We start from the raw sequence: 19,016 nt of genomic DNA, 5'->3' as shown, positions 1-19,016 counted from the left end.
GCGCGTTCACGGGAAGCTCGGCTCACCCCTCTCGCGCAGCCGTGCCGCATCCTGACCGGGCGGGGCTCCGAACAGCCGGCGGTATTCGCGGTTGAACTGTGACGGGCTGTCGTAGCCCACCCGGTGTCCCACGCCCGCGATGTCACCGGACCGCGCGACGAGCAGGGATCTGGCCTGCTGCAGCCGGATCCGCTTCTGGAACTGTAGCGGGCTCATCGCCGTGACGGTCCGGAACTGGCGGTGGAACGCCGAGACGCTCATCCCCGACATCTGCGCCAGATCCTCCATCCGGACCGGGACGGCGTAGTTGTCCCGCATCCAGGTGATCGCTCTGTTGACGTGTGCCAGTGCGCTGTCGGCGAGGCCGATCTGGCGGGCGATATCGCCCTGCGGACCGGTGAGCAGCCGCCACAGGATCTCCTGTTCGACGAGCGGACCGAGGACGGCGGCATCGGCGGGACTGGCCAGTAGGTGCAGCAATCTGGCGACGGCGTCGAGTAGTTCGGGACTCGCGTCACCGGTGGCGATCGCGGCCGTACCGGCCGCCGCACGCGTCCGGGGCAGCGCGGGGGCCCGCAACAGCAACGCCGACAACGCCTCCGGGCGCAGCACCAGTCCCATTGCCAGCGAGGGATGTTCGGGGGTGGTGTCGAGGTAGTGACCGGTCACCGGCAGGCTCGCCGCGACGACCAGGCACTGTCCGGCCCGGTATTCGAACACCTCGTCACCGATCAGCAATCGCTTGCCGCCCTGCGCCATCACGACCAGCAGCGGATCGGTGAGCGAGTAGTCCGGACTGCCGCCACCGGCCACTTTCGACAACAACAAGCCGTCGATCGGGGTACGCAGGTCGGCGCGGGCGTGCGTGTCGATCAGCCGCCGTATCTCGGCGAGGGACTCGGATGCGGTGCGCATGCCTCAAGCCAACCATGTCAATCACATGATCGGAGCCAACTGAGCAGGATTGTGCAAGAACTCGCGTGCATCTGTCTACCCGTACGACGCGGTGGCGGGTGGAATGGAGAGGACCAATTCCCGTCCTTGAGGAGCAATTCCATGTCACTCGACAGCTATGTCACCCTCGGCCGCTCCGGCCTGCGGGTCAGCCCGTTCGCCCTCGGCGCGATGACGTTCGGCGAGGATCCCGGTGCCGCGGGAACCAGCGTTGCCGAGTCCGAACAGATTCTGGCGGCGTATCTGGACCGGGGCGGCAACTTTGTCGATACCGCCAACTTCTACACCAACGGCCACTCGGAGAAGATCCTCGGAGACTTCTTCGCACGCAGTCCCGGTCGCAGGCAGCGCGTGGTGCTCGCCTCGAAATTCTTCGCCAACCTGCATCCGGGTGACCCCAACGGCGGTGGTGCGGGCCGCTCGGCGATCCTCGCACAGCTGCACGAGACGCTGCGCCGCATGCAGACCGACTATCTCGATGTGTACTGGCTGCACAACTGGGATCGCCACACCCCGATCGAGGAGACCATGCGCACCCTCGACGATCTGGTCCGCGCCGGCACCGTGCGTTACATCGGGTTCTCGAACACACCCGCGTGGGTCACCGCTTCGGCGCAGACCATGGCATTGCTGCGGGGCTGGACGCCGCTGATCGCCCTGCAGGTCGAGTACTCACTGCTGGCGCGCACGGTGGAAGGGGAGTTGGCCCCGTTGGCCGCCGATCAGGGGATGGCGCTGGTGCCGTGGAGCCCGCTCAAGAACGGCTTCCTGTCGGGTAAGTACCGCCGGGGCAGCGACGTCTCGGACTCCGCGCGCGCCGCCTACGTGGGCGGACCGAGCGAGGACGAATTCACCGTCATCGAGACGGTCGACGATATCGCGGGTGAGCTCGAAACAAGCTCCGCAGCAGTGTCATTGGCATGGCTGCGGGCACGCGCCGGGACCGTGGTGCCGATCATCGGGGCGCGCCGCCTGGCGCACCTGGAATCCAACCTCGCCGGGCTCGATATCGCGTTGACCGCCGATCACCTGCACCGACTGGACCAGGTGTCGGCCCCAGCTCTGAACTACCCGGCCGACCTCAACGGGCAGATGCGGGCGACTCTGCAGTTCGCCGGCACCACGGTCGATGGGCAGGCCTCGGCGGTCTATCCGCCACTGCTGGCCAGCGCCGTCCGGTACTAGCGGGTGGGCAGGCCCGCGGCGTGGTACGCGGCATCGATCAGTGCCATATTGGCCACCGCATCGTCCGGGCCGAACGGCAGTGGTGCGCCGTGCTTGACATGCGCGGCGAACGCCTCCAGTTGGTAGCTGTAGCTGGGCCGGGTGCCCAGACGTTCGACGGTGGTGCCGGCCGCGGTGGTCAGTGTCAGCCGGTCGTCATCGGCGGGATGGATGAAATCGTGCACCAGCACCTCACCGTCGGTGCCGGCGATCCGGAGGGTGAACGAATAGTCCTCGGCCACCATCGAATTGGCGGACAGCCCGCCGGCCCCGCCCGGGAACGCGAGGTCGATGTCACATCGGGCGTCCACGCCGGGGGAGCGTTCCTCGGCATGGGCCCGCACCACCACGGGGTGGCCCTGCAGACCGGGGACGGCGAGCCTGCCCAGCGTGCGCATGATGTGCAGGCCGTAGCACCCCAGGTCCATCACGGCGCCGCCGGCCAGCTCCAGCGACCAGCGCGGGTCGTCCGCACCGGGTGCGGGCATCGCCATCCGCACCTCGACGGTGGTGATCGCGCCCAGGGTGCCGTCGGCGGCCAACCCGAAGGCACGTCGGGTCACCGGGTGGAAGGCGTAATGGAAGCCCTCCAGCACGGTGACGTCGGCGGCCTGTGCGGCATCGGCGACGCGCTGCGCCTCAGTTCGATCGCGGGCGAAGGGCTTCTCGCTGAGCACCGACTTGCCCGCGGCGATCGCCGCCAGGTTCCATGGGGCATGCAGGGCGTTGGCCAACGGGTTGTAGATCACGTCGACCTCGGGGTCGTCGATGACGTCCTGATAGGACTCGACCACCCGTTCTACCCCGTACTTGTCGGCGAAGTTGTCGGCGCGGCCGCGGTCCCGGGCCGCCACGGCCACCAGACGGTGACCGAGTTCGGCCGCGGGGCCGACGATCGCCACCTCGGCGATCCGGGACGCGCCGAGCACTCCGATGCGCAGGGTCATCCGCGCTGCCGGCTCACAGGCTGTTCAGGTACGCGACACTGGCTCGCACGTCGGCGACCGGGCCGTCACCGGCCGGAGCGCCGTCGAGGATGGTGTCCTGCTCCATCACGAACCAGCCGTCGAAACCGTTGTCCTGCAACACCGAGACAATGCCTGCAATATCGACGTCGCCCGTCCCCAACGGCGTGTACATCCCGGCCTTGACGGCATCGGTGTAGCTCAGCTCGCCGGACTGCACCTTGGCGGCCAGCGCCGTATCGACATCCTTGAGGTGGGTGTGCGCGATGCGATTCGGCACCGCCTTGGCCAGTTCCAGCGGATCGGTGCCACCGATGAGCAGATGCCCGGTATCCAGGCACAGCGGGATCGCCGAACCGGCCAGCACGCGGTCCACATCGTCGCGGGTCTCGACCATCGTTCCCACATGCGGATGCAGCACCGCGAGCAGGCCCCGTGCGGCGACGATGCCGGCCAGCCGATCCAGGTTGGACAGCAGTGTCGCCCACTGGTTCTCGTCGAGCACGGGGCGCGAGTCGTAGCCGTCGGATCCGGTGGCGGCGGCCAACACCACGACCCCGGCGCCGGCTGCGACCAGCGACTCCAGGGGGCCGGCAAGGTCATCGGCCGGATCGTGGTCGGCGTTGTGCAGTACGGCGGGGACGAAACCGCCGACGCAGGCCAGCTCATGCTGCGCCAGAACTGTTTTCAGCTCGTCGGTATCGGCGGGCAGAAATCCCTCCGGTCCGAGTTCGGTGGCGGTCAGCCCGACACCGCGCATCTCGGTCAGAACACGGTCTGGTTCGAGCTGGAAGCCCCACCCGGGGACCTCGCACACGCCCCAGGAAATGGGTGCACCTGCGATTTTCATTCCCCGGTCGCTTCGCTCCTGCCCTCCGATCTTCATTCCCCGGTCGCTTCGCTCCTGCCCTCCGATCTTCATGAGTTACGGACCTCCTCGATGCGCACCGGGACACCCCGGCGCAGGGACTCGGTGGCGGCCTCCGCCAGCCAGGCCACCTCCACGGCGTCGGCCACGGTGGCGCCGGCGACCGGTCCACCCTTGGCGACCTCCACGAAGCCCGCCAGCTCGGTCCGGAAAGCCTCGGTGAATCGGTCCATGAAGAAGTTGTGGGCGGGACCGGTCGGGAAGGTGTTGGCCGGATCCATATTTCGCAGCGGCGCACCCTGATCCCAGCCGGCGGCCACGCTGTCGTCGAACCCGTGCACCTCCAGGCGGCAGTCGTACCCGCGAGCGTTGTAGCGGGCGTTGGAGACCACGCCGAGCGCGCCGCCGTCGAACCGTACGACCACCGCGGCGGTGTCCACATCGCCGTACTCGGCGAACAACGGGTCACCCTGGACCGATCCGGTGGCGTAGACCTCGACCGCGTTCTGGCCGGTGATCCACCGGATGACGTCGAAATCGTGTACGGCGCAGTCGCGGAAGATACCGCCCGAGCCCTTGATGTAGTCCAGCGGCGGGGGAGCCGGATCCATCGTGGTGCTGCGCACCGTGTGGATGTGGCCGAGCGATCCGTCGTCGACGGCCCGCTTGGCGGCGGCGAAGGCGGCATCGAAGCGGCGCTGGTAACCCACCTGGACGGGCACACCGGACGCGGCGATGACCTCGGCGACCCGCGCGCTCTCCGCCGCGGTGGAGGCGATCGGCTTCTCGCAGAAGGTGGGGATGCCACGCTCGACGGCGGCCAGGGTCAGCTCGGCATGTGCCGGGGTGGCCGCGGCCACCACCACGCCGTCCACACCGCAGGACAGCAGTTCTGCCACGGTGTCGACGGCCTTGGCGCCGTGCTTGGCGGCAACCGCGGCGGCCACGTCGGGCCGCTCATCGGTGATCACCAGACCGTCCAAACCTTCTAGGGCGGAAAGGGTTTCGGTGTGAAATGCGCCGATGCGGCCCAATCCGATCACTCCGAGGGTGGTCATGGAATTCTCCGTTCTTGCTGCTGATCGAGGATGATGTCGAGTTCTTCGGGGTTCAGGTCCGCGGCCAACGCGGCCAGCACGGTGTCGACCTGGCTGGGCGGGGCGAGGCTGCCGATCGGCTGATCACTGTCGAGATTGGTGGGGAAGGCGTAGCCCTCGGCGGTGGCGTTCACGGCATTGGTCAACTCGCGGTCGGTGTGGCCGGCTCGCTTCATCGCCAGCAGTGCCGGGTAGACGGCCTTCACCATCGCGGTCCGATCCAGTGCTTCCATCGCCCGCCCGAACGGGGACGAGATCTGCAGCAGGTTGGCCATCCGGCGGATATCGGCCGAGACATTGCGGCCCGCACCGTGATAGAGCGCTGGGTTGAAGAACACCGCGTCCCCCTTCTGCAGCGGCAGCTGCACCTGATGGGCGGCGAAGAAGTCGATGAAGTCCGGGCGGTAGAAGGCGATATAGCCGGCCTCGAACCCCTGGGAGTAGGGCAGCAGCATGGTCGGCCCGCTTTCCAGCGGCATATCGCAGTGTGCGACGGCGCCTTGCAGGGTCAGGGCGGGCGACAGTCGGTGCAGATGGGCCGGATAGTCGGCCAGCTGATCGGCGTCGACGAAGCCGAGGTGATAGTCGCGATGCGGAACCTGTGCTGCACCACCGGGATTGACCACGTTGACCTGTGATGTCACTTGATAGCGCGGTCCCAGCCAGGCTTGTGACACCAGGGCGAGGGTGTCGGCGCTGTAGTACTGCGCGAACACGTCGGGAGCGTGCAGTGCCAGCTTCTGAGCGGCGTTCCAGATTCGGTCGTTGGCGCCGGCCTTGCCGAAGTGGTCACCGACCGCGGCACCTGCGGCGTGTTGCGCGGCGATGATGTCGTCGAATGCGGCGCTCGCCCGATCCAGCACGCCATGGTCGAAGGCGCCCTCGAAGACGACGACGCCGGGGCCGTGCGTCAGGGCGCGGATCAGCTCGGACTGCAGTGCGCGGCGGTCGGCGGCGGCGCCGGCGTCCGCCGCGTAGACGAGCACGTTGCTGCGGACGTCGACGGCGTGCGGGTAGTCGGCCAGATCGGTTGCGCGTGCCACCTGGGCCTGAAAATCCCGCAGCGAGCAGTCGGATTCGGCGATCCACTCCGGCTCGGAGCGGGTCAGTGGTGCAGCCATGACCGCCAGTCTTGTGGTGTTCTGTGCCATAATCAACGGCAAAAAGCCATCAAAAAACCCTCAGCATGAGGATGTCGAGTGCATCGCTACAAAGTTCGCGAGATTGCCCAGCAGTGCGGCCTCAGCGAGGCCACCGTCGACCGTGTGCTCAATGACCGACCCGGCGTGCGCGAGAACACCCGCGCCGAGGTCATGCAGGCCATCGCCGATCTGGACAAGCAGCGAGCCCAGTTGCGGCTCAACGGTCGTCGTTACCTCATCGACGTGGTGATGCAGACACCGCAGCGGTTCTCCGACGCGTTCCGCGCGGCGATCGAGGCCGAGTTGCCGGCCTTTGCCCCGGCCATGCTGCGCGCCCGGTTCCATCTCTGGGAATCGGGTTCGACCGACCAGATGGCCGAGGAGCTCGGTCGCATCAAGGGCAGTCACGGGGTGGTGCTCAAGGCGCAGGATGAGCCCGCGGTGGCCGAGGCGATCGACCGTCTGGTCGGCGCCGGGGTGCCGGTGGTGACGTACACGACCGATGTGCCCAACAGTGCGCGCTGCGCCTATGTCGGGATCGACAATCACGGCGCCGGTATGACGGCGGCCTACCTGATGGACCAGTGGCTCGGACCGGTGCCCTCGGGGGTGTTGATCACGTTGAGTCGCACGGTGTTTCGCGGTGAGGGGGAGCGCGAGGTGGGCTTCCGGTCCGGTTTGCGAGGCACCGGCCGGGAGATCGTCGAGGTCAGTGACAGCGACGGTATCGACGCCACCAACGAACGGTTGGTACTCGACGCGCTGGCGAGGCACCCGCACGTGGAGGCGGTGTATTCGCCCGGTGGCGGTAACACCGCGACGGTGGCGGCCTTCGACCGGTTGGGAAGGGTCTGCCGTGTCTTTGTCGGCCATGACCTGGATGCGGACAACCGGCGGCTGCTGCGGGACGGCCGCATGTCGGTGGTGCTGCACAATGACCTGCGGGCCGATGCGCGGCTGGCGATGCGGGTGATCCTGGCGCAGCACGGCGCGTTGCCGGCCGAACCCGTGCGCCCGACGCCGATACAGGTCATCACGCCCTACAACCTGCCTGCCTAGCGGCTGGAATCTGTTTCCCGGGCCGACCCGACTACGATTTCGCGAGAAAGTTAAGACATAAGGAGAGCCGTTCGATGACGCCGACGTTGGTCCCGGGCGTGACCGTGCTGGGAAACCTGGCGATCGACATCATCGACGGCGCCCCGCCGAGCCCCGGTGGCTGCGCCTCGTTCGCCGGGGTCGCACTCGAGGATGTCAGTGTGCTGGCGCACATCGTGGGAATGGGTGCCCCGGCCGACCATGAGCTGTTCGACGCGGTGCTCGAGCGTTTCGGGTCGATGGTGCGGTTCCTGCCGTCGGACCGGACCAGCGCTTTCCGCCTCGATTACGACGACACCGACCACCGCCGGATGTCGGTTGATGCCATCGGACCGGTATGGACGGCCGCGGATATCGACACCGACGACCCGCGCACGACGTGGATCCACCTGGCACCGCTGATGCGGACGGATTTCCCGGCGAGCACGCTGGCCCATCTGGCCGCGCGCGGGCATCGGATCGCCTACGACGGACAGGGGCTGGTGCGCGCCGACCGGCTCGGCCCGCTGACGCTGGACCGCAATTTCTCGTCCGATCTGCTGGGTCACCTCGATGTACTCAAGCTGGCTGAAGATGAGGCGGTCATCGTCGCCGACGGTGATTTCGACGCCGCGGCCGCCGAGCGGCTGGGGGTTCCCGAGATCGTGGTGACCTACGGCTCGGAGGGCTGCGATATCTATAAGGACGGCACCGTGGTCCGGGTGCCCGCCGCGTGGCGGGTGCTCGGCGTCCAGACCACCGGTGCCGGGGACATGTTCACGTCCTGCTACGTCGCCAACCGGGCCGACGGCGCCGACCCGCGCCGGGCCGCCGAGCTGGCCAGCGAGCTGGTGGCCAGGGAGTTGCAGAAGCGCGTCGAGGTGGGTTCGCCGGACCGGGTGTGACCCCGCACCGCACCTGCTAAAGTTGACGGGTGTCAAGTTCGTCGAGAACAGCGTTATCGGTCAGCTACCGATGAGTAGGGCTTCCTTAGAGAATGTCATTCTCCAAAACGTGATCAACGCCACAAATGTGCAGATTGGTGCTGCTGTTCACGTCGCTGAACAGCGAGTTTTTCCGCAAGTAACCCGCGTGTCGCCGGATTGTGTGGCAAAAGCCACCCTAAGAGAAGTGCAATAATGGTTACCGGTAGTGACACCAAAAATCTTCGATGCAACGCCTCTCCTCGAAACAGCCAGAGTTGAGGGGGCGTGAAAGGCAGGGAGTCGTGGGCCAGAACGGCAATGGAGCCGCCCCGCGGCAGAAGCTGGAGAAAGTCGTCATCCGCTTTGCGGGCGACTCCGGCGACGGCATGCAGCTGACCGGTGACCGCTTCACGTCGGAAGCGGCGCTGTTCGGCAATGACCTTGCGACACAGCCGAACTACCCCGCCGAGATCCGGGCACCACAGGGCACCCTGCCCGGTGTGTCGTCGTTCCAGATCCAGATCGCCGATTACGACATCCTCACCGCAGGAGATCGTCCCGACGTGCTCGTCGCGATGAACCCCGCGGCGCTGAAGGCCAACGTTGCCGACCTGCCGCGCGGCGGCCTGATCATCGCCAACTCCGACGAGTTCACCAAGCGCAACCTGGCGAAGGTCGGGTACGACAGCAACCCGCTGGAGTCGGACGAGCTGTCCGACTATGTGGTGCAGTCCGTCGCCATGACGACCCTCACCTTGGGTGCGGTCGAGGCGATCGGTGCCACCAAGAAGGACGGCCAGCGCGCCAAGAACATGTTCGCCCTCGGGCTGCTGTCGTGGATGTACGGCCGCGAGCTGGAAGCCAGCGAGGCCTTCATCCGCGAGAAGTTCGCCCGCAAGCCCGAGATCGCCGAAGCCAATGTGCTGGCGCTGAAGGCGGGCTGGAACTACGGCGAGACCACCGAGGCGTTCGCCGTCACCTACGAGGTGGCCCCGGCCAAGCTCAAGACCGGTGAGTACCGGCAGATCTCCGGTAACACCGCCCTGGCCTACGGTGTCGTGGCGGCCGGTCAGCTGGGCGATATCCAGGTGGTGCTGGGCACTTACCCGATCACCCCGGCCAGCGACATCCTGCACGAGCTGTCGAAGTACAAGCACTTCAACGTGCTCACCTTCCAAGCCGAGGACGAGATCGCCGGCATCGGTGCGGCCATCGGGGCGTCCTACGGTGGCGCCCTCGGCGTCACCAGCACGTCCGGACCCGGCGTCTCGCTCAAGTCGGAGGCCATCGGCCTGGCCGTGATGACCGAGTTGCCGCTGCTCGTCATCGACGTGCAGCGCGGCGGCCCGTCCACCGGCCTGCCGACCAAGACCGAACAGGCCGACCTGCTGCAGGCGCTCTACGGCCGCAACGGCGAATCGCCGGTCGCGGTGCTGGCTCCGTGCTCACCGTCGGACTGCTTCGACGTCGCCGTCGAGGCCGTGCGCATCGCGATCGGCTATCACACGCCGGTGATCATCTTGTCCGACGGCGCGATCGCCAACGGCTCGGAGCCGTGGCGGATCCCCGACATCAGCACCTACCCGGCCATCGAGCACACCTTCGCCGAGGCGGGCAAGCCGTTCCAGCCGTATGCGCGTGACCCCGAGACGCTGGCCCGCCAGTTCGCGATTCCCGGGACGCCCGGTCTGGAGCACCGGATCGGCGGCCTCGAATCGGCCAACGGTTCCGGCAACATCTCCTACGAGCCGAAGAACCACGACCTCATGGTCCGGTTGCGGCAGGCCAAGATCGACGGCATCACGGTGCCCGACCTCGAGGTCGACGACCCGACCGGCGACGCCGAGCTGCTGCTGCTCGGCTGGGGCAGCAGTTACGGCCCCATCGGCGAGGCCTGCCGGCGTGCCCGGCGCAACGGCATCAAGGTGGCGCACGCTCAGCTGCGGTACCTGAACCCGTTCCCGGCCAATCTCGAAGAGGTGCTGCGGCGCTATCCGAACGTGGTCGTGCCGGAGATGAACCTGGGCCAGCTCGCTCTGCTGCTGCGTGGCAAGTACCTGGTCGACGTGCAGTCGGTGACCAAGGTCGAGGGCATGGCGTTCCTGGCCGACGAGGTCGAGGGCATCATCGGCGCGGCGCTGGACGGGTCGTTGCGCGAGAAGGAAACTGACAAGGCAAAGTTTGCGCGGCTGGCAGCTGCCACCGTGGATTCGGGTGTGGGAGCAAACGCATGACTGACCTCATTGGCGCGGACCTGGGCCTGACCGAAGCCCTCAGCAAGACGGCGCTGGTGCCGACGACGGACCAGCCGCAGAAGGGCAAGGACTTCACCAGCGACCAGGAGGTCCGCTGGTGCCCCGGGTGCGGTGACTACGTCATCCTCAACACCATCCGCAACTTCCTGCCGGAGCTGGGACTGCGTCGCGAGAACATCGCCTTCATCAGCGGTATCGGCTGCTCCAGCCGGTTCCCGTACTACCTGGAGACCTACGGGTTCCACTCCATCCACGGCCGCGCGCCGACGATTGCCACCGGCTTGGCGCTGGCCCGTCCGGATCTGTCGGTGTGGGTGGTGACCGGTGACGGCGACTCGCTGTCTATCGGCGGCAACCACCTCATCCACGCGCTGCGCCGCAACATCAACATCACCATCCTGCTGTTCAACAACCGGATCTACGGCCTGACCAAGGGGCAGTACTCGCCGACCTCGGAGGTCGGCAAGGTCACCAAGTCCACCCCGATGGGCTCGGTCGACTACCCGTTCAACCCGGTGTCGCTGGCCCTGGGCGCCGAGGCCACGTTCGTGGGCCGGGCGCTGGACTCCGATCGCGCCGGTTTGACCGAGGTACTGCGGGCGGCGGCCAGCCACCGCGGCGCCGCGCTGGTCGAGATCATGCAGGACTGCCCGATCTTCAATGACGGCTCCTTCGATGCCCTGCGCAAGGAGGGCTCCGAGGACCGGCTGATCAACCTCAGCCACGGCGAGCAGATCACTTTCGGCGCCGACGCGCAGTACTGCGTGGTCAAGTCCGGCTACGGCCTGGAGGTCGCCAAGACCGCCGACGTGGCCGCCGATCAGATCGTGGTGCACGACGCCACGATCGAGGATCCGGCCTACGCCTTCGCGCTGTCACGACTGAGCGAGCAGAACCTTGAGCACATGGTGACCGGCATCTTCCGCCAGGTCAGCAGGCCGACCTACGATGACGCGGCCCGCCAGCAGGTGGCTGACGCCAGGGCGGCCAAGCCGGGTGACACTGCCGCGTTGCAGGCACTGCTTCGTGGCAAGGACACCTGGACCGTCGACTAGAGGCTGTTCTGCTCCTTCGCGGGCACGCTCTCCTCTAACGTCGTCTGGGTGACGTCACCTTCGCCACTGGCAGCAGTCGTGTTGGCAGGCGGGGCGTCCCGCCGCATGGGCCGCGATAAGGCAACGCTCGAGTTCGGCGGCCAGACGCTGGTCGAACGTGTCGTCGCCGTGGTGTTGCAGCGGTGTTCTCCGGTGTTCGTGATCGCCGCGCCAGGTCAGGCGCTGCCGGCGCTGTCCGCCGACATTCTTCGGGACGAGGTGCGCGGGGTCGGCCCGCTGCTCGCGACGGCCCGCGGGCTGCGGGCGGCCGCAGACGCCGGTGCGCAGCGGGCCTTCGTCTGCGCGGTGGATATGCCCTACCTGTCCACCGACCTGATCGATGCGCTGGTCGCGCAGCCCACGGTCGCCGATGTGGTGCTGCCGTGGGACGGTCGGGACCACTATCTGGCCGGGGTGTACCGCACCGGGCTGGCCGATACGGCAGCCCAACTGGTGGCGGCGGGAGCGCGGAGCATGCGGGCCCTGGTCGATGGCACCGCCGGCGTCGACACCCACCGTGTCGTGCTGGACGAGCAACGCGCGCTGACCAACGTCAACACCGCCGCCGACCTGACCTGACCGCCGGAATTTGCGCCCATTCGGGTAGCAAATTGCGAATTAGAACGCCCCCGGGGTCGAATTTACTCAGGAGTGACGTTATTGGTCTTTATCTCCGGCCGGTAACGAACGGGAAATTGTTCTGTCTCGGTGCGGCGTGAAAACGCCCTCCGCTCGAATTCCTTGAGGTGTTCCTGAAACGCGCTCTGCGGCAGTGTCTTTCAAGGGGGCGGGGAGTCGTGTGGCAGGAGTGACTCGACGAAATATGCAGGGACGCAAGGCTGTAAGCCGCTCTAATTAGCCGACCGGTGTGAGTGCTGCCCGCGGAGGGGAAGTCGGCCGGGCTTCGACATGGGCAGCCCGGGTTGACTGCGGCGCCGATCGGCCGAGAATCTGGTTGATATGTTGCAGGACAACACGTTTCCATGCCCAACCCGGATCGTTCGAGATTGTCCGTACCGAATCGATGACGCACCGCGATTGGTCAAACACGTTGTTGCGCAGAGATTTTGGAGATCTGTTGATTAGGCGCGGAAATCGCTTGTGTCCAGCGAACACTGCGACGAATAAACCTGCAGGTCAACGGGTTTTGGGTCAACAACCGTGAATTCGGCAGCGAGGTGGGCGTGACACGTGCGCGACCGCGTGACCCAGCCCACAAAAACACCGTGATATGAGTCACGAAATGATTCCTGACGTGCAATTTGGCTAGTCGGGCAAAACGCATGGCTGACCTGCACAGTTGATGCATAGGAACCATCGTGATCATCTCGTGATCTTCTCGCGACACGTTCTAGATGCGATGTGACTTCGTGTGAACAGTTTTGTACGTTTTCCTCAACTCCCCAACGGAGCAAATAATTTCACATTCAAAACCTGCGTGTATGCGGGGCTTCTGCGGCAAGGTCCGCGGAAGCGGCCGGGGCTGATTTCCCGGTCAGGCGATCTCGTGCCTCTCGCTGCTGTGCCCGACAGAGAAGGCACCGCCCAAATAAATCCGCCTGTTCCGTTCAGGCATGTCATGCCCGCCTATGTGCGGGTGTTGTTTGGTGCGCGCTTGGCGAGAGGACAGAAGTTGAAGAACATCCGCACGACGTTCGGTATGGCCGCCATCGCCGGAGCGCTCGCAGTGGCGCCCGTGGCCCTGGGGGCGGGTACCGCCAATGCGGACACTGGTGTGAACTGGGATGCCGTCGCTGCCTGCGAGTCGGGCGGCAACTGGGCCATCAACACCGGAAACGGCTACTACGGTGGCCTGCAGTTCACCATGGGCACCTGGCGTGCCAACGGCGGCAGCGGTTCGCCGCACACCGCCAGCAAGGACGAGCAGATCCGGGTCGCGAACAACGTGCTGCGCTCGCAGGGCATCGGTGCCTGGCCGGTGTGCGGGCGTCGCGGCTGACGCGCTGCATATACGCGCCGTCCATACCAAAGGACGTGACAATGGCGCCGGGCTTTCCGCTCGGCGCCATTGTTTTCTCACAAATACCGGGAATATCCATTCGTCCCATAAGAAACCCCTAAAACTTGTGCCTCCTCCGTAACGGAAGATTTCCCCCACCCGAAACACGGGTAACCGCAGTGTAAGAACGCACCATCCAACGCATGCGGAACTCGTGTCACCGGTCGGGGAAGGACCGCACAATGAAGAACCTCTGCGTCGCGATCAAGAAGACAGTCACCCGGATCCTCTGGGTAGCCGCCGCAGTGGGCGCCCTCGCCGCCGCGCCGCTGGCCCTGTCGGCCACCGCCAGCGCCGACAGCGGGGTGAACTGGGACGCGGTCGCCCAGTGCGAGTCCGGTGGCAACTGGTCGACCAATACCGGTAACGGTGCCTCCGGCGGACTTCAGTTCAAGCAGGCCACCTGGACCGCCAACGGCGGCGTGGGTGCCCCGCACCAGGCCAGCCGCGCCGAGCAGATCCGCGTCGCCGAGAACGTACTGCGCACTCAGGGCCTGGACGCCTGGCCCACCTGCGGCGCCAAGGGCGCCACCCCGGCGGTGTGGAACACCCCCGCGCCGGCCACCTCGGCACCTGCCGCCGGCGGCTGCCAGGCCATCCGTCCCGGCGCCATCCTCGGGATCTTCGACGTCCGCAAGATGTGCACGGTGCTGACCTCCTTCGGCCAGCCGCGCTAGTCAGCACTCCCGGTCGCCAGAGACGCCCGCTTTGCGCCCCCGGAAGCGGGCGTCTCTGCATGTTCGGTCCGCAGTGCCGGTGCGGAGGTTGGGATCGGTAGCCGACCCGCCCGTCGACGCTGATGTCACCACCGACCGAGAACAGGGAAACAAACGATGACTGTCACCCGACTGGGCCTCGGCCTCGCCGCCGCGGCCCTGACCATCTCCGCACTCAGCGGATGCTCGACCATCGCCGACGTCCAGAAGATCACCGAGGCCGCGACCTCCGCGGTCCAGCAGATCCAGGACGTCCCCGGTGCCACCGGGGACATGCTGACCGCCGACGGCCTGGACAAGGCGTTCTCCGCGATCGCGGAGAAGGTCGGCGCCACCCCGATGCAGGTGGTCGAAGTGACCCTGATCCCGACCACCGCGACGGTGCAGGCCATCGACCCGAACGCACCGACCGAACTGAACCAGTGGACCTACACCGCCGGACACGTCGGCGCCTCCAGGCCGGTCGACTACGACGACGACGCGGAAGCCCTGCGACAGAACCTGTTCGTTCTCACCGATGTGCCCACGAGGGCCATCATCGCCGCGGTCGACGGAGCCGTTGCCGCCAGCGGTATCGCCGACGGCACGGTGCAGTCCGTCGTCATCGACCGCAACCTGCCCTTCGATGACAACCTGCGCATTCTCATCAACGTCCAGGGTGACCGGAGCAACAAGCAGGTCCGCGCCGACGCCGGGGGACACATCACCGACGTCGTCTGACCCGGCTAGCGTGGCGGGTATGACGTCTCGCCACGCATTCGGTGACCTCGACCGCTATCTCGAACTGCCCAGGGTCGCCGGACTGGCGGTCTCACCGGACGGCGCCCGGCTGGTCACGACCGTCAGCGAGATCAACCACGATCGCACCGAATTCGTCACGGCGATATGGGAATTGGATCCGGCAGGGCAGCTCCCCGCGCGGCGTCTGACCCGTGGGGTCAAAGGTGAATCGGCGCCGTCCTTCACCGCCGCCGGAGATCTGCTGTTCATCGCGACCCGCCCCGCGCCCGGTGACGACACATCACCCGCTGCGCTGTGGCAGCTGCCCGCAGCCGGAGGTGAGGCCGTCGAACTGCGCGCACTCCCCGGCGGGGTCAGCGCCGTGCACACCGCGACCGCAGCAGACCGCGTCCTCGTCACGGCGCCGCTGCTGCCGTCGGCGGCCACCGTCGACGACGATGCCCGGTTGCGTGCGCTGCGCAAGGACAACAAGGTCTCGGCAATCCTGCACACCCGTTACCCGGTGCGGCACTGGGATCACGACCTCGGGCCCGATCAGCCCCACCTGCTCGACGCGGCCGACTCCCGTGACCTCACTCCGGCGCCCGGAGCCGCGCTGCGCGAAGCCGGTGTCGCGGTCAGCGCCGACGGCACGTTCGTGGTGACATCGTGGCAGGCCGCCGGTCCCGGTGCCGCGATTCGCGTCGTGCTGATGCGCATCGACACCGCCACCGGCGTTCGTCAGGTGATCGTCGACGACCCCGATGCCGATCTCGGCCATCCGGCGATCTCGCCGGATGGTGGACGGCTCGCTTTCCTGCGTGAGACGGTGTCCACCCCCGAGCTGGCACCGCGGATCACGTTGTGCGTCATGAGGTTCGGTGAACCGTGGGTGGAGGTGAGCGCGCAGTGGGATCGGTGGCCGTCGTCGGTGAGCTGGACGACCGACGGCACCGCCCTGGTGATCACCGCCGACGACGGGGGCCGGTGCCCGATCTTCTCGGTGCACCCGGAAACCGGTGCCGTGACGCGGCTGACCCACGATGACCACAGTTACGCGGAGGTGCGCACCGCGCCCGGCGGTGTCCTCTACGCGCTGCGCCATTCTTATGCCGCGCCGCCTCATCCGGTGCGGATCGACGCGGACGGGCGGGTCGTCACGCTGCCGTGCGTCGAGATTCCTTCGCTGCCAGGAACATTGGAAGAGCTGACGGCCACGGCCGAGGACGGCTCGGCCGTACGGTCCTGGCTGGTGCTGCCGGAGGGGAACGAACCCGCACCGCTGCTGTTGTGGGTGCACGGCGGACCGCTGGGAAGTTGGAACGCCTGGCATTGGCGCTGGAACCCCTGGCTGATGGCCGCCGCCGGCTACGCCGTGCTGATGCCCGACCCCGCGTTGTCCACCGGCTACGGACAGCACTTCATCCAGCGCGGTTGGGGTGCCTGGGGTGCGGCGCCCTATACGGATCTGATGGCGGCCACCGATGCTGCCTGTGCCCATCCGAGGATCGACGCCGGCCGGACCGCCGCCATGGGCGGATCGTTCGGCGGCTATATGGCCAACTGGATCGCCGGACACACCGACCGCTTCGATGCCATCGTCACCCACGCCAGCCTGTGGGCGCTGGACCAGTTCGGCCACACCACCGACGGCGCGTACTGGTGGGCGCGCGAGATGACCGAGCAGATGACACAACACAATTCACCACACCGGCAGGTCGGCTCCATCAATACCCCGATGCTGGTGATCCACGGCGACAAGGACTATCGCGTCCCTGTCGGTGAGGCGCTGCGGCTCTGGTACGAGCTGCTCACCGAGTCGGCACTGCCGGCCGACCCGGATGACGGCACCAGCGCCCATCAATTCCTGTACTTCCCCGCCGAGGGGCACTGGATCGCGCAGCCGCAGCACACCAAGATCTGGTATCAGGTCATCCTCGCGTTCCTGGCCCGCCACGTTCTGGGTGAGGACGGCACCGTGCCCGAGACGCTCGGGTAGCTTCACAGTCCATGACCTCGCAGCGGGAATTCGACCTCGTCCTGTACGGCGCCACCGGCTTCGCCGGCAGACTCACCGCCGAGTACCTGGCCAAGGCGGGTGGCCCGGCCCGGATCGCGCTGGCCGGGCGGTCCGCCGACAAAGTGCGTGCGGTGCGCGACGCCTTGGGGGAGTCGGCCGCCTCATGGACCATCATCGAAGCCGATGCGGGGTCACCGGCGACGCTGGCGGCGATGGCCGCGCGCACCCAGGTGGTCGTCACCACCGTCGGGCCCTACACCCGCTACGGCCTGCCGCTGGTGGCCGCCTGCGTGGAAGCCGGCACCGACTACGCCGATCTCACCGGTGAGACACCGTTCATCCGCGACAGTGTCGACCAGTTCCACAAGCAGGCCGCCGACACCGGCGTCCGGATCGTGCATTCCTGCGGATTCGACTCGGTCCCTTCCGATCTCACCGTCTATGCCCTCTACGACAAGGTCCGCACCGACGGGACCGGTGACCTCACCGACACCGACCTGGTGCTGCGCACCTTTGCCGGCGGGGTATCCGGTGGCACCGTCGCATCGATGATGGAGTTCTTCCGCACGGCCGCCGGTGATCCGGATATCCGGCGCGAGATGCTCGACCCGTACACGCTGAGCACCGACCGTGCGGCCGAACCCGATCTGGGACACCAATCGGATACGCCCTGGATTCGCGGCGTCCAGATCGCGCCCGAACTGGCCGGCGTGTGGACCGGTGCGTTTGCGATGGCGGCGCCGAACTCGCGAATCGTGCGGCGCAGTAACGCCCTTCTGGACTGGGCATATGGCCGAACGTTCCGCTATGCCGAGCACATGAGCACGGGCTCCTCGGTGCTGGCACCGGTCGTCGCCGCGGTGGACACCGCCGTGAACGCCGCGGCCTTCGGCCTCGGCATGAAATACCTCAACAAGGTGCCCTCGGCCCTACTGGAGCGGATCGTGCCGAAACCCGGCACCGGGCCGAGCGAACGAACCAGGGAAAACGGGCACTACCGCATCGAGACGTACACCACGACCAGCACGGGTGCGCGCTACCGGGCCGTCATCGCCCAGCAGGGCGACCCCGGCTACAAGGCGACTGCGGTGCTGCTCGGCGAGAGCGGGCTGGCGCTGGCACTGGACCGGGACCGGCTCTCCGATCTGCGCGGCGTACTGACGCCCGCCGCGGCGATGGGCGATGCACTGCTCACCCGGCTTCCGGCCGCCGGGGTGACATTGGAGACCACTCGGCTGGATTGAAACCGGGGAGCGCCGAACCCCTGTGGGCGGGGGCCCGATCCGGCTAGGGTCGAGTGCGGGTAGGACGTCAACCAGCGATGAAGGTGGGGATGAAATGGCCGGTCTGGATGATCTCTTCGCACAGATTCCGGTACACGATATTGCGACGAAGCTGGGGGCCGACGAAGGCGAGGTGAACAACGCCATCCGGACCCTGGTCCCGGCGTTGGTGGGCGGCCTGCAGCACAACGTCACGTCCGGCGATATCGACTCCAGCACGCTGGAGTCGGCGGTCACCGCACAGGGGGCCAGCGGTCTGCTCGACGGCGGCGTGAGCGTCGACCAGGTGGATCAGGCCGAGGGCGAGAACATCGTCGCCCACATCTTCGGCGGTAACGACACCAACCAGGTGGCCTCGGCCCTCGCAGACAGCGGAGCCGGGGGAAGCAGTCTGATCAAGCAGCTGCTGCCGATCCTGGCCCCCATCGTGCTGGCCTATATCGGCAAGCAGTTCGCGCAGAACAACGCGACGCCGGCCGCTTCGGGCGGAGGTGGTGGTTTGGGCGACATCCTGGGCAGCGTCCTCGCCGGCGCCGGCGGTGGAGGCAGCGCGGGTAACAACCCGCTGGGCAACATCCTGGGCGGCGTGCTCGGTGGACTCCTCGGCGGCAAGAAGTAGCCTTCGCCGCCGAGCGTCGACTTCTCGTCGGCGAAG

At 67.1% G+C, this 19,016-nt stretch carries 16 protein-coding genes and 1 pseudogene; 12 read left to right on the top strand and 5 right to left on the bottom strand.

Annotation, left to right across the window (positions count from 1 at the left end; translation table 11 throughout):
* Positions 1 to 6 precede the first annotated feature (6 nt).
* Complete coding sequence (locus tag H7J86_RS22360) at positions 7 to 915, bottom strand: AraC family transcriptional regulator (RefSeq protein WP_267293540.1); 909 nt, start codon at positions 913 to 915, stop codon at positions 7 to 9.
* A gap of 141 nt (positions 916 to 1,056) precedes the next feature.
* On the opposite strand from H7J86_RS22360, the gene H7J86_RS22355 reads away from it, so the two are divergent.
* The gene (locus H7J86_RS22355) at positions 1,057 to 2,139 is read left to right on the top strand and encodes an aldo/keto reductase (RefSeq protein ID WP_267293538.1); all 1,083 of its coding nucleotides are present in this window, start codon (positions 1,057 to 1,059) and stop codon (positions 2,137 to 2,139) included.
* Here the strand turns inward: H7J86_RS22355 and H7J86_RS22350 are convergent.
* The 4 genes from H7J86_RS22350 to H7J86_RS22335 all read right to left on the bottom strand — a co-directional run bounded on the left by H7J86_RS22350 (position 2,136) and on the right by H7J86_RS22335 (position 6,229).
* Positions 2,136 to 3,125 (bottom strand): Gfo/Idh/MocA family protein, encoded by a 990-nt coding sequence (locus H7J86_RS22350; RefSeq protein ID WP_267293536.1) that lies wholly within the window; start codon positions 3,123 to 3,125, stop codon positions 2,136 to 2,138. The two genes, H7J86_RS22355 and H7J86_RS22350, sit on opposite strands and share 4 nt — an antisense overlap.
* Before the next feature lie 13 nt (positions 3,126 to 3,138).
* A complete protein-coding gene (locus H7J86_RS22345) occupies positions 3,139 to 3,993 on the bottom strand; it encodes a sugar phosphate isomerase/epimerase family protein (RefSeq protein ID WP_187099466.1) in 855 nt (284 codons plus the stop codon).
* 68 nt (positions 3,994 to 4,061) lie between these two features.
* Positions 4,062 to 5,069 (bottom strand): Gfo/Idh/MocA family protein, encoded by a 1,008-nt coding sequence (locus tag H7J86_RS22340; RefSeq protein WP_267293534.1) that lies wholly within the window; start codon positions 5,067 to 5,069, stop codon positions 4,062 to 4,064.
* Positions 5,066 to 6,229, bottom strand: a complete 1,164-nt coding sequence (locus tag H7J86_RS22335; RefSeq protein ID WP_267293532.1) for a phytanoyl-CoA dioxygenase family protein — start codon at positions 6,227 to 6,229, stop codon at positions 5,066 to 5,068. The genes H7J86_RS22340 and H7J86_RS22335 overlap by 4 nt, the downstream gene beginning before the upstream one ends.
* Before the next feature lie 78 nt (positions 6,230 to 6,307).
* On the opposite strand from H7J86_RS22335, the gene H7J86_RS22330 reads away from it, so the two are divergent.
* The 11 genes and pseudogenes from H7J86_RS22330 (at position 6,308) to H7J86_RS22280 (ending at position 18,980) form a co-directional block, all read left to right on the top strand.
* The gene (locus H7J86_RS22330; RefSeq protein WP_090353347.1) at positions 6,308 to 7,309 is read left to right on the top strand and encodes a LacI family DNA-binding transcriptional regulator; all 1,002 of its coding nucleotides are present in this window, start codon (positions 6,308 to 6,310) and stop codon (positions 7,307 to 7,309) included.
* Positions 7,310 to 7,383: 74 nt separating this feature from the next.
* Positions 7,384 to 8,232 carry a PfkB family carbohydrate kinase gene (locus H7J86_RS22325; RefSeq protein WP_235632644.1) on the top strand — a complete coding sequence of 283 codons (849 nt, stop codon included), beginning with the start codon at positions 7,384 to 7,386 and terminating at the stop codon, positions 8,230 to 8,232.
* A 323-nt stretch (positions 8,233 to 8,555) separates the two neighbouring features.
* Positions 8,556 to 10,487 carry a 2-oxoacid:acceptor oxidoreductase subunit alpha gene (locus H7J86_RS22320; RefSeq protein ID WP_090353350.1) on the top strand — a complete coding sequence of 644 codons (1,932 nt, stop codon included), beginning with the start codon at positions 8,556 to 8,558 and terminating at the stop codon, positions 10,485 to 10,487.
* Positions 10,484 to 11,563 carry a 2-oxoacid:ferredoxin oxidoreductase subunit beta gene (locus H7J86_RS22315; protein WP_187096282.1) on the top strand — a complete coding sequence of 360 codons (1,080 nt, stop codon included), beginning with the start codon at positions 10,484 to 10,486 and terminating at the stop codon, positions 11,561 to 11,563. The genes H7J86_RS22320 and H7J86_RS22315 overlap by 4 nt, the downstream gene beginning before the upstream one ends.
* Positions 11,564 to 11,611: 48 nt before the next feature.
* Positions 11,612 to 12,181, top strand: a complete 570-nt coding sequence (mobA, locus tag H7J86_RS22310; protein WP_267293530.1) for a molybdenum cofactor guanylyltransferase — start codon at positions 11,612 to 11,614, stop codon at positions 12,179 to 12,181.
* A 1,153-nt stretch (positions 12,182 to 13,334) separates the two neighbouring features.
* Positions 13,335 to 13,562: pseudogene (locus H7J86_RS22305) on the top strand (transglycosylase family protein); the annotation flags it as partial.
* A 242-nt stretch (positions 13,563 to 13,804) separates the two neighbouring features.
* Positions 13,805 to 14,299: a transglycosylase family protein gene (locus tag H7J86_RS22300; protein ID WP_187096279.1), complete on the top strand. Its 495-nt coding sequence runs from the start codon at positions 13,805 to 13,807 to the stop codon at positions 14,297 to 14,299.
* Between the two features lie 156 nt (positions 14,300 to 14,455).
* On the top strand, positions 14,456 to 15,058 hold the full coding sequence (locus tag H7J86_RS22295) for a hypothetical protein (RefSeq protein ID WP_267293529.1): 603 nt from the start codon (positions 14,456 to 14,458) through the stop codon (positions 15,056 to 15,058).
* Positions 15,059 to 15,077: 19 nt separating this feature from the next.
* On the top strand, positions 15,078 to 17,057 hold the full coding sequence (locus tag H7J86_RS22290) for a S9 family peptidase (protein WP_267293526.1): 1,980 nt from the start codon (positions 15,078 to 15,080) through the stop codon (positions 17,055 to 17,057).
* 11 nt (positions 17,058 to 17,068) lie between these two features.
* Positions 17,069 to 18,322 carry a saccharopine dehydrogenase family protein gene (locus H7J86_RS22285; RefSeq protein WP_267293524.1) on the top strand — a complete coding sequence of 418 codons (1,254 nt, stop codon included), beginning with the start codon at positions 17,069 to 17,071 and terminating at the stop codon, positions 18,320 to 18,322.
* 94 nt (positions 18,323 to 18,416) lie between these two features.
* Positions 18,417 to 18,980, top strand: a complete 564-nt coding sequence (locus tag H7J86_RS22280) for a DUF937 domain-containing protein (protein WP_267293522.1) — start codon at positions 18,417 to 18,419, stop codon at positions 18,978 to 18,980.
* Positions 18,981 to 19,016 lie beyond the last annotated feature (36 nt).

The organism is Mycobacterium hackensackense (assembly GCF_025822555.1).
GTDB lineage: Bacteria > Actinomycetota > Actinomycetes > Mycobacteriales > Mycobacteriaceae > Mycobacterium > Mycobacterium fluoranthenivorans.
Note: the sequence above shows the minus strand (reverse complement) of the source record. Positions and strands in the feature narration are given on the sequence as shown.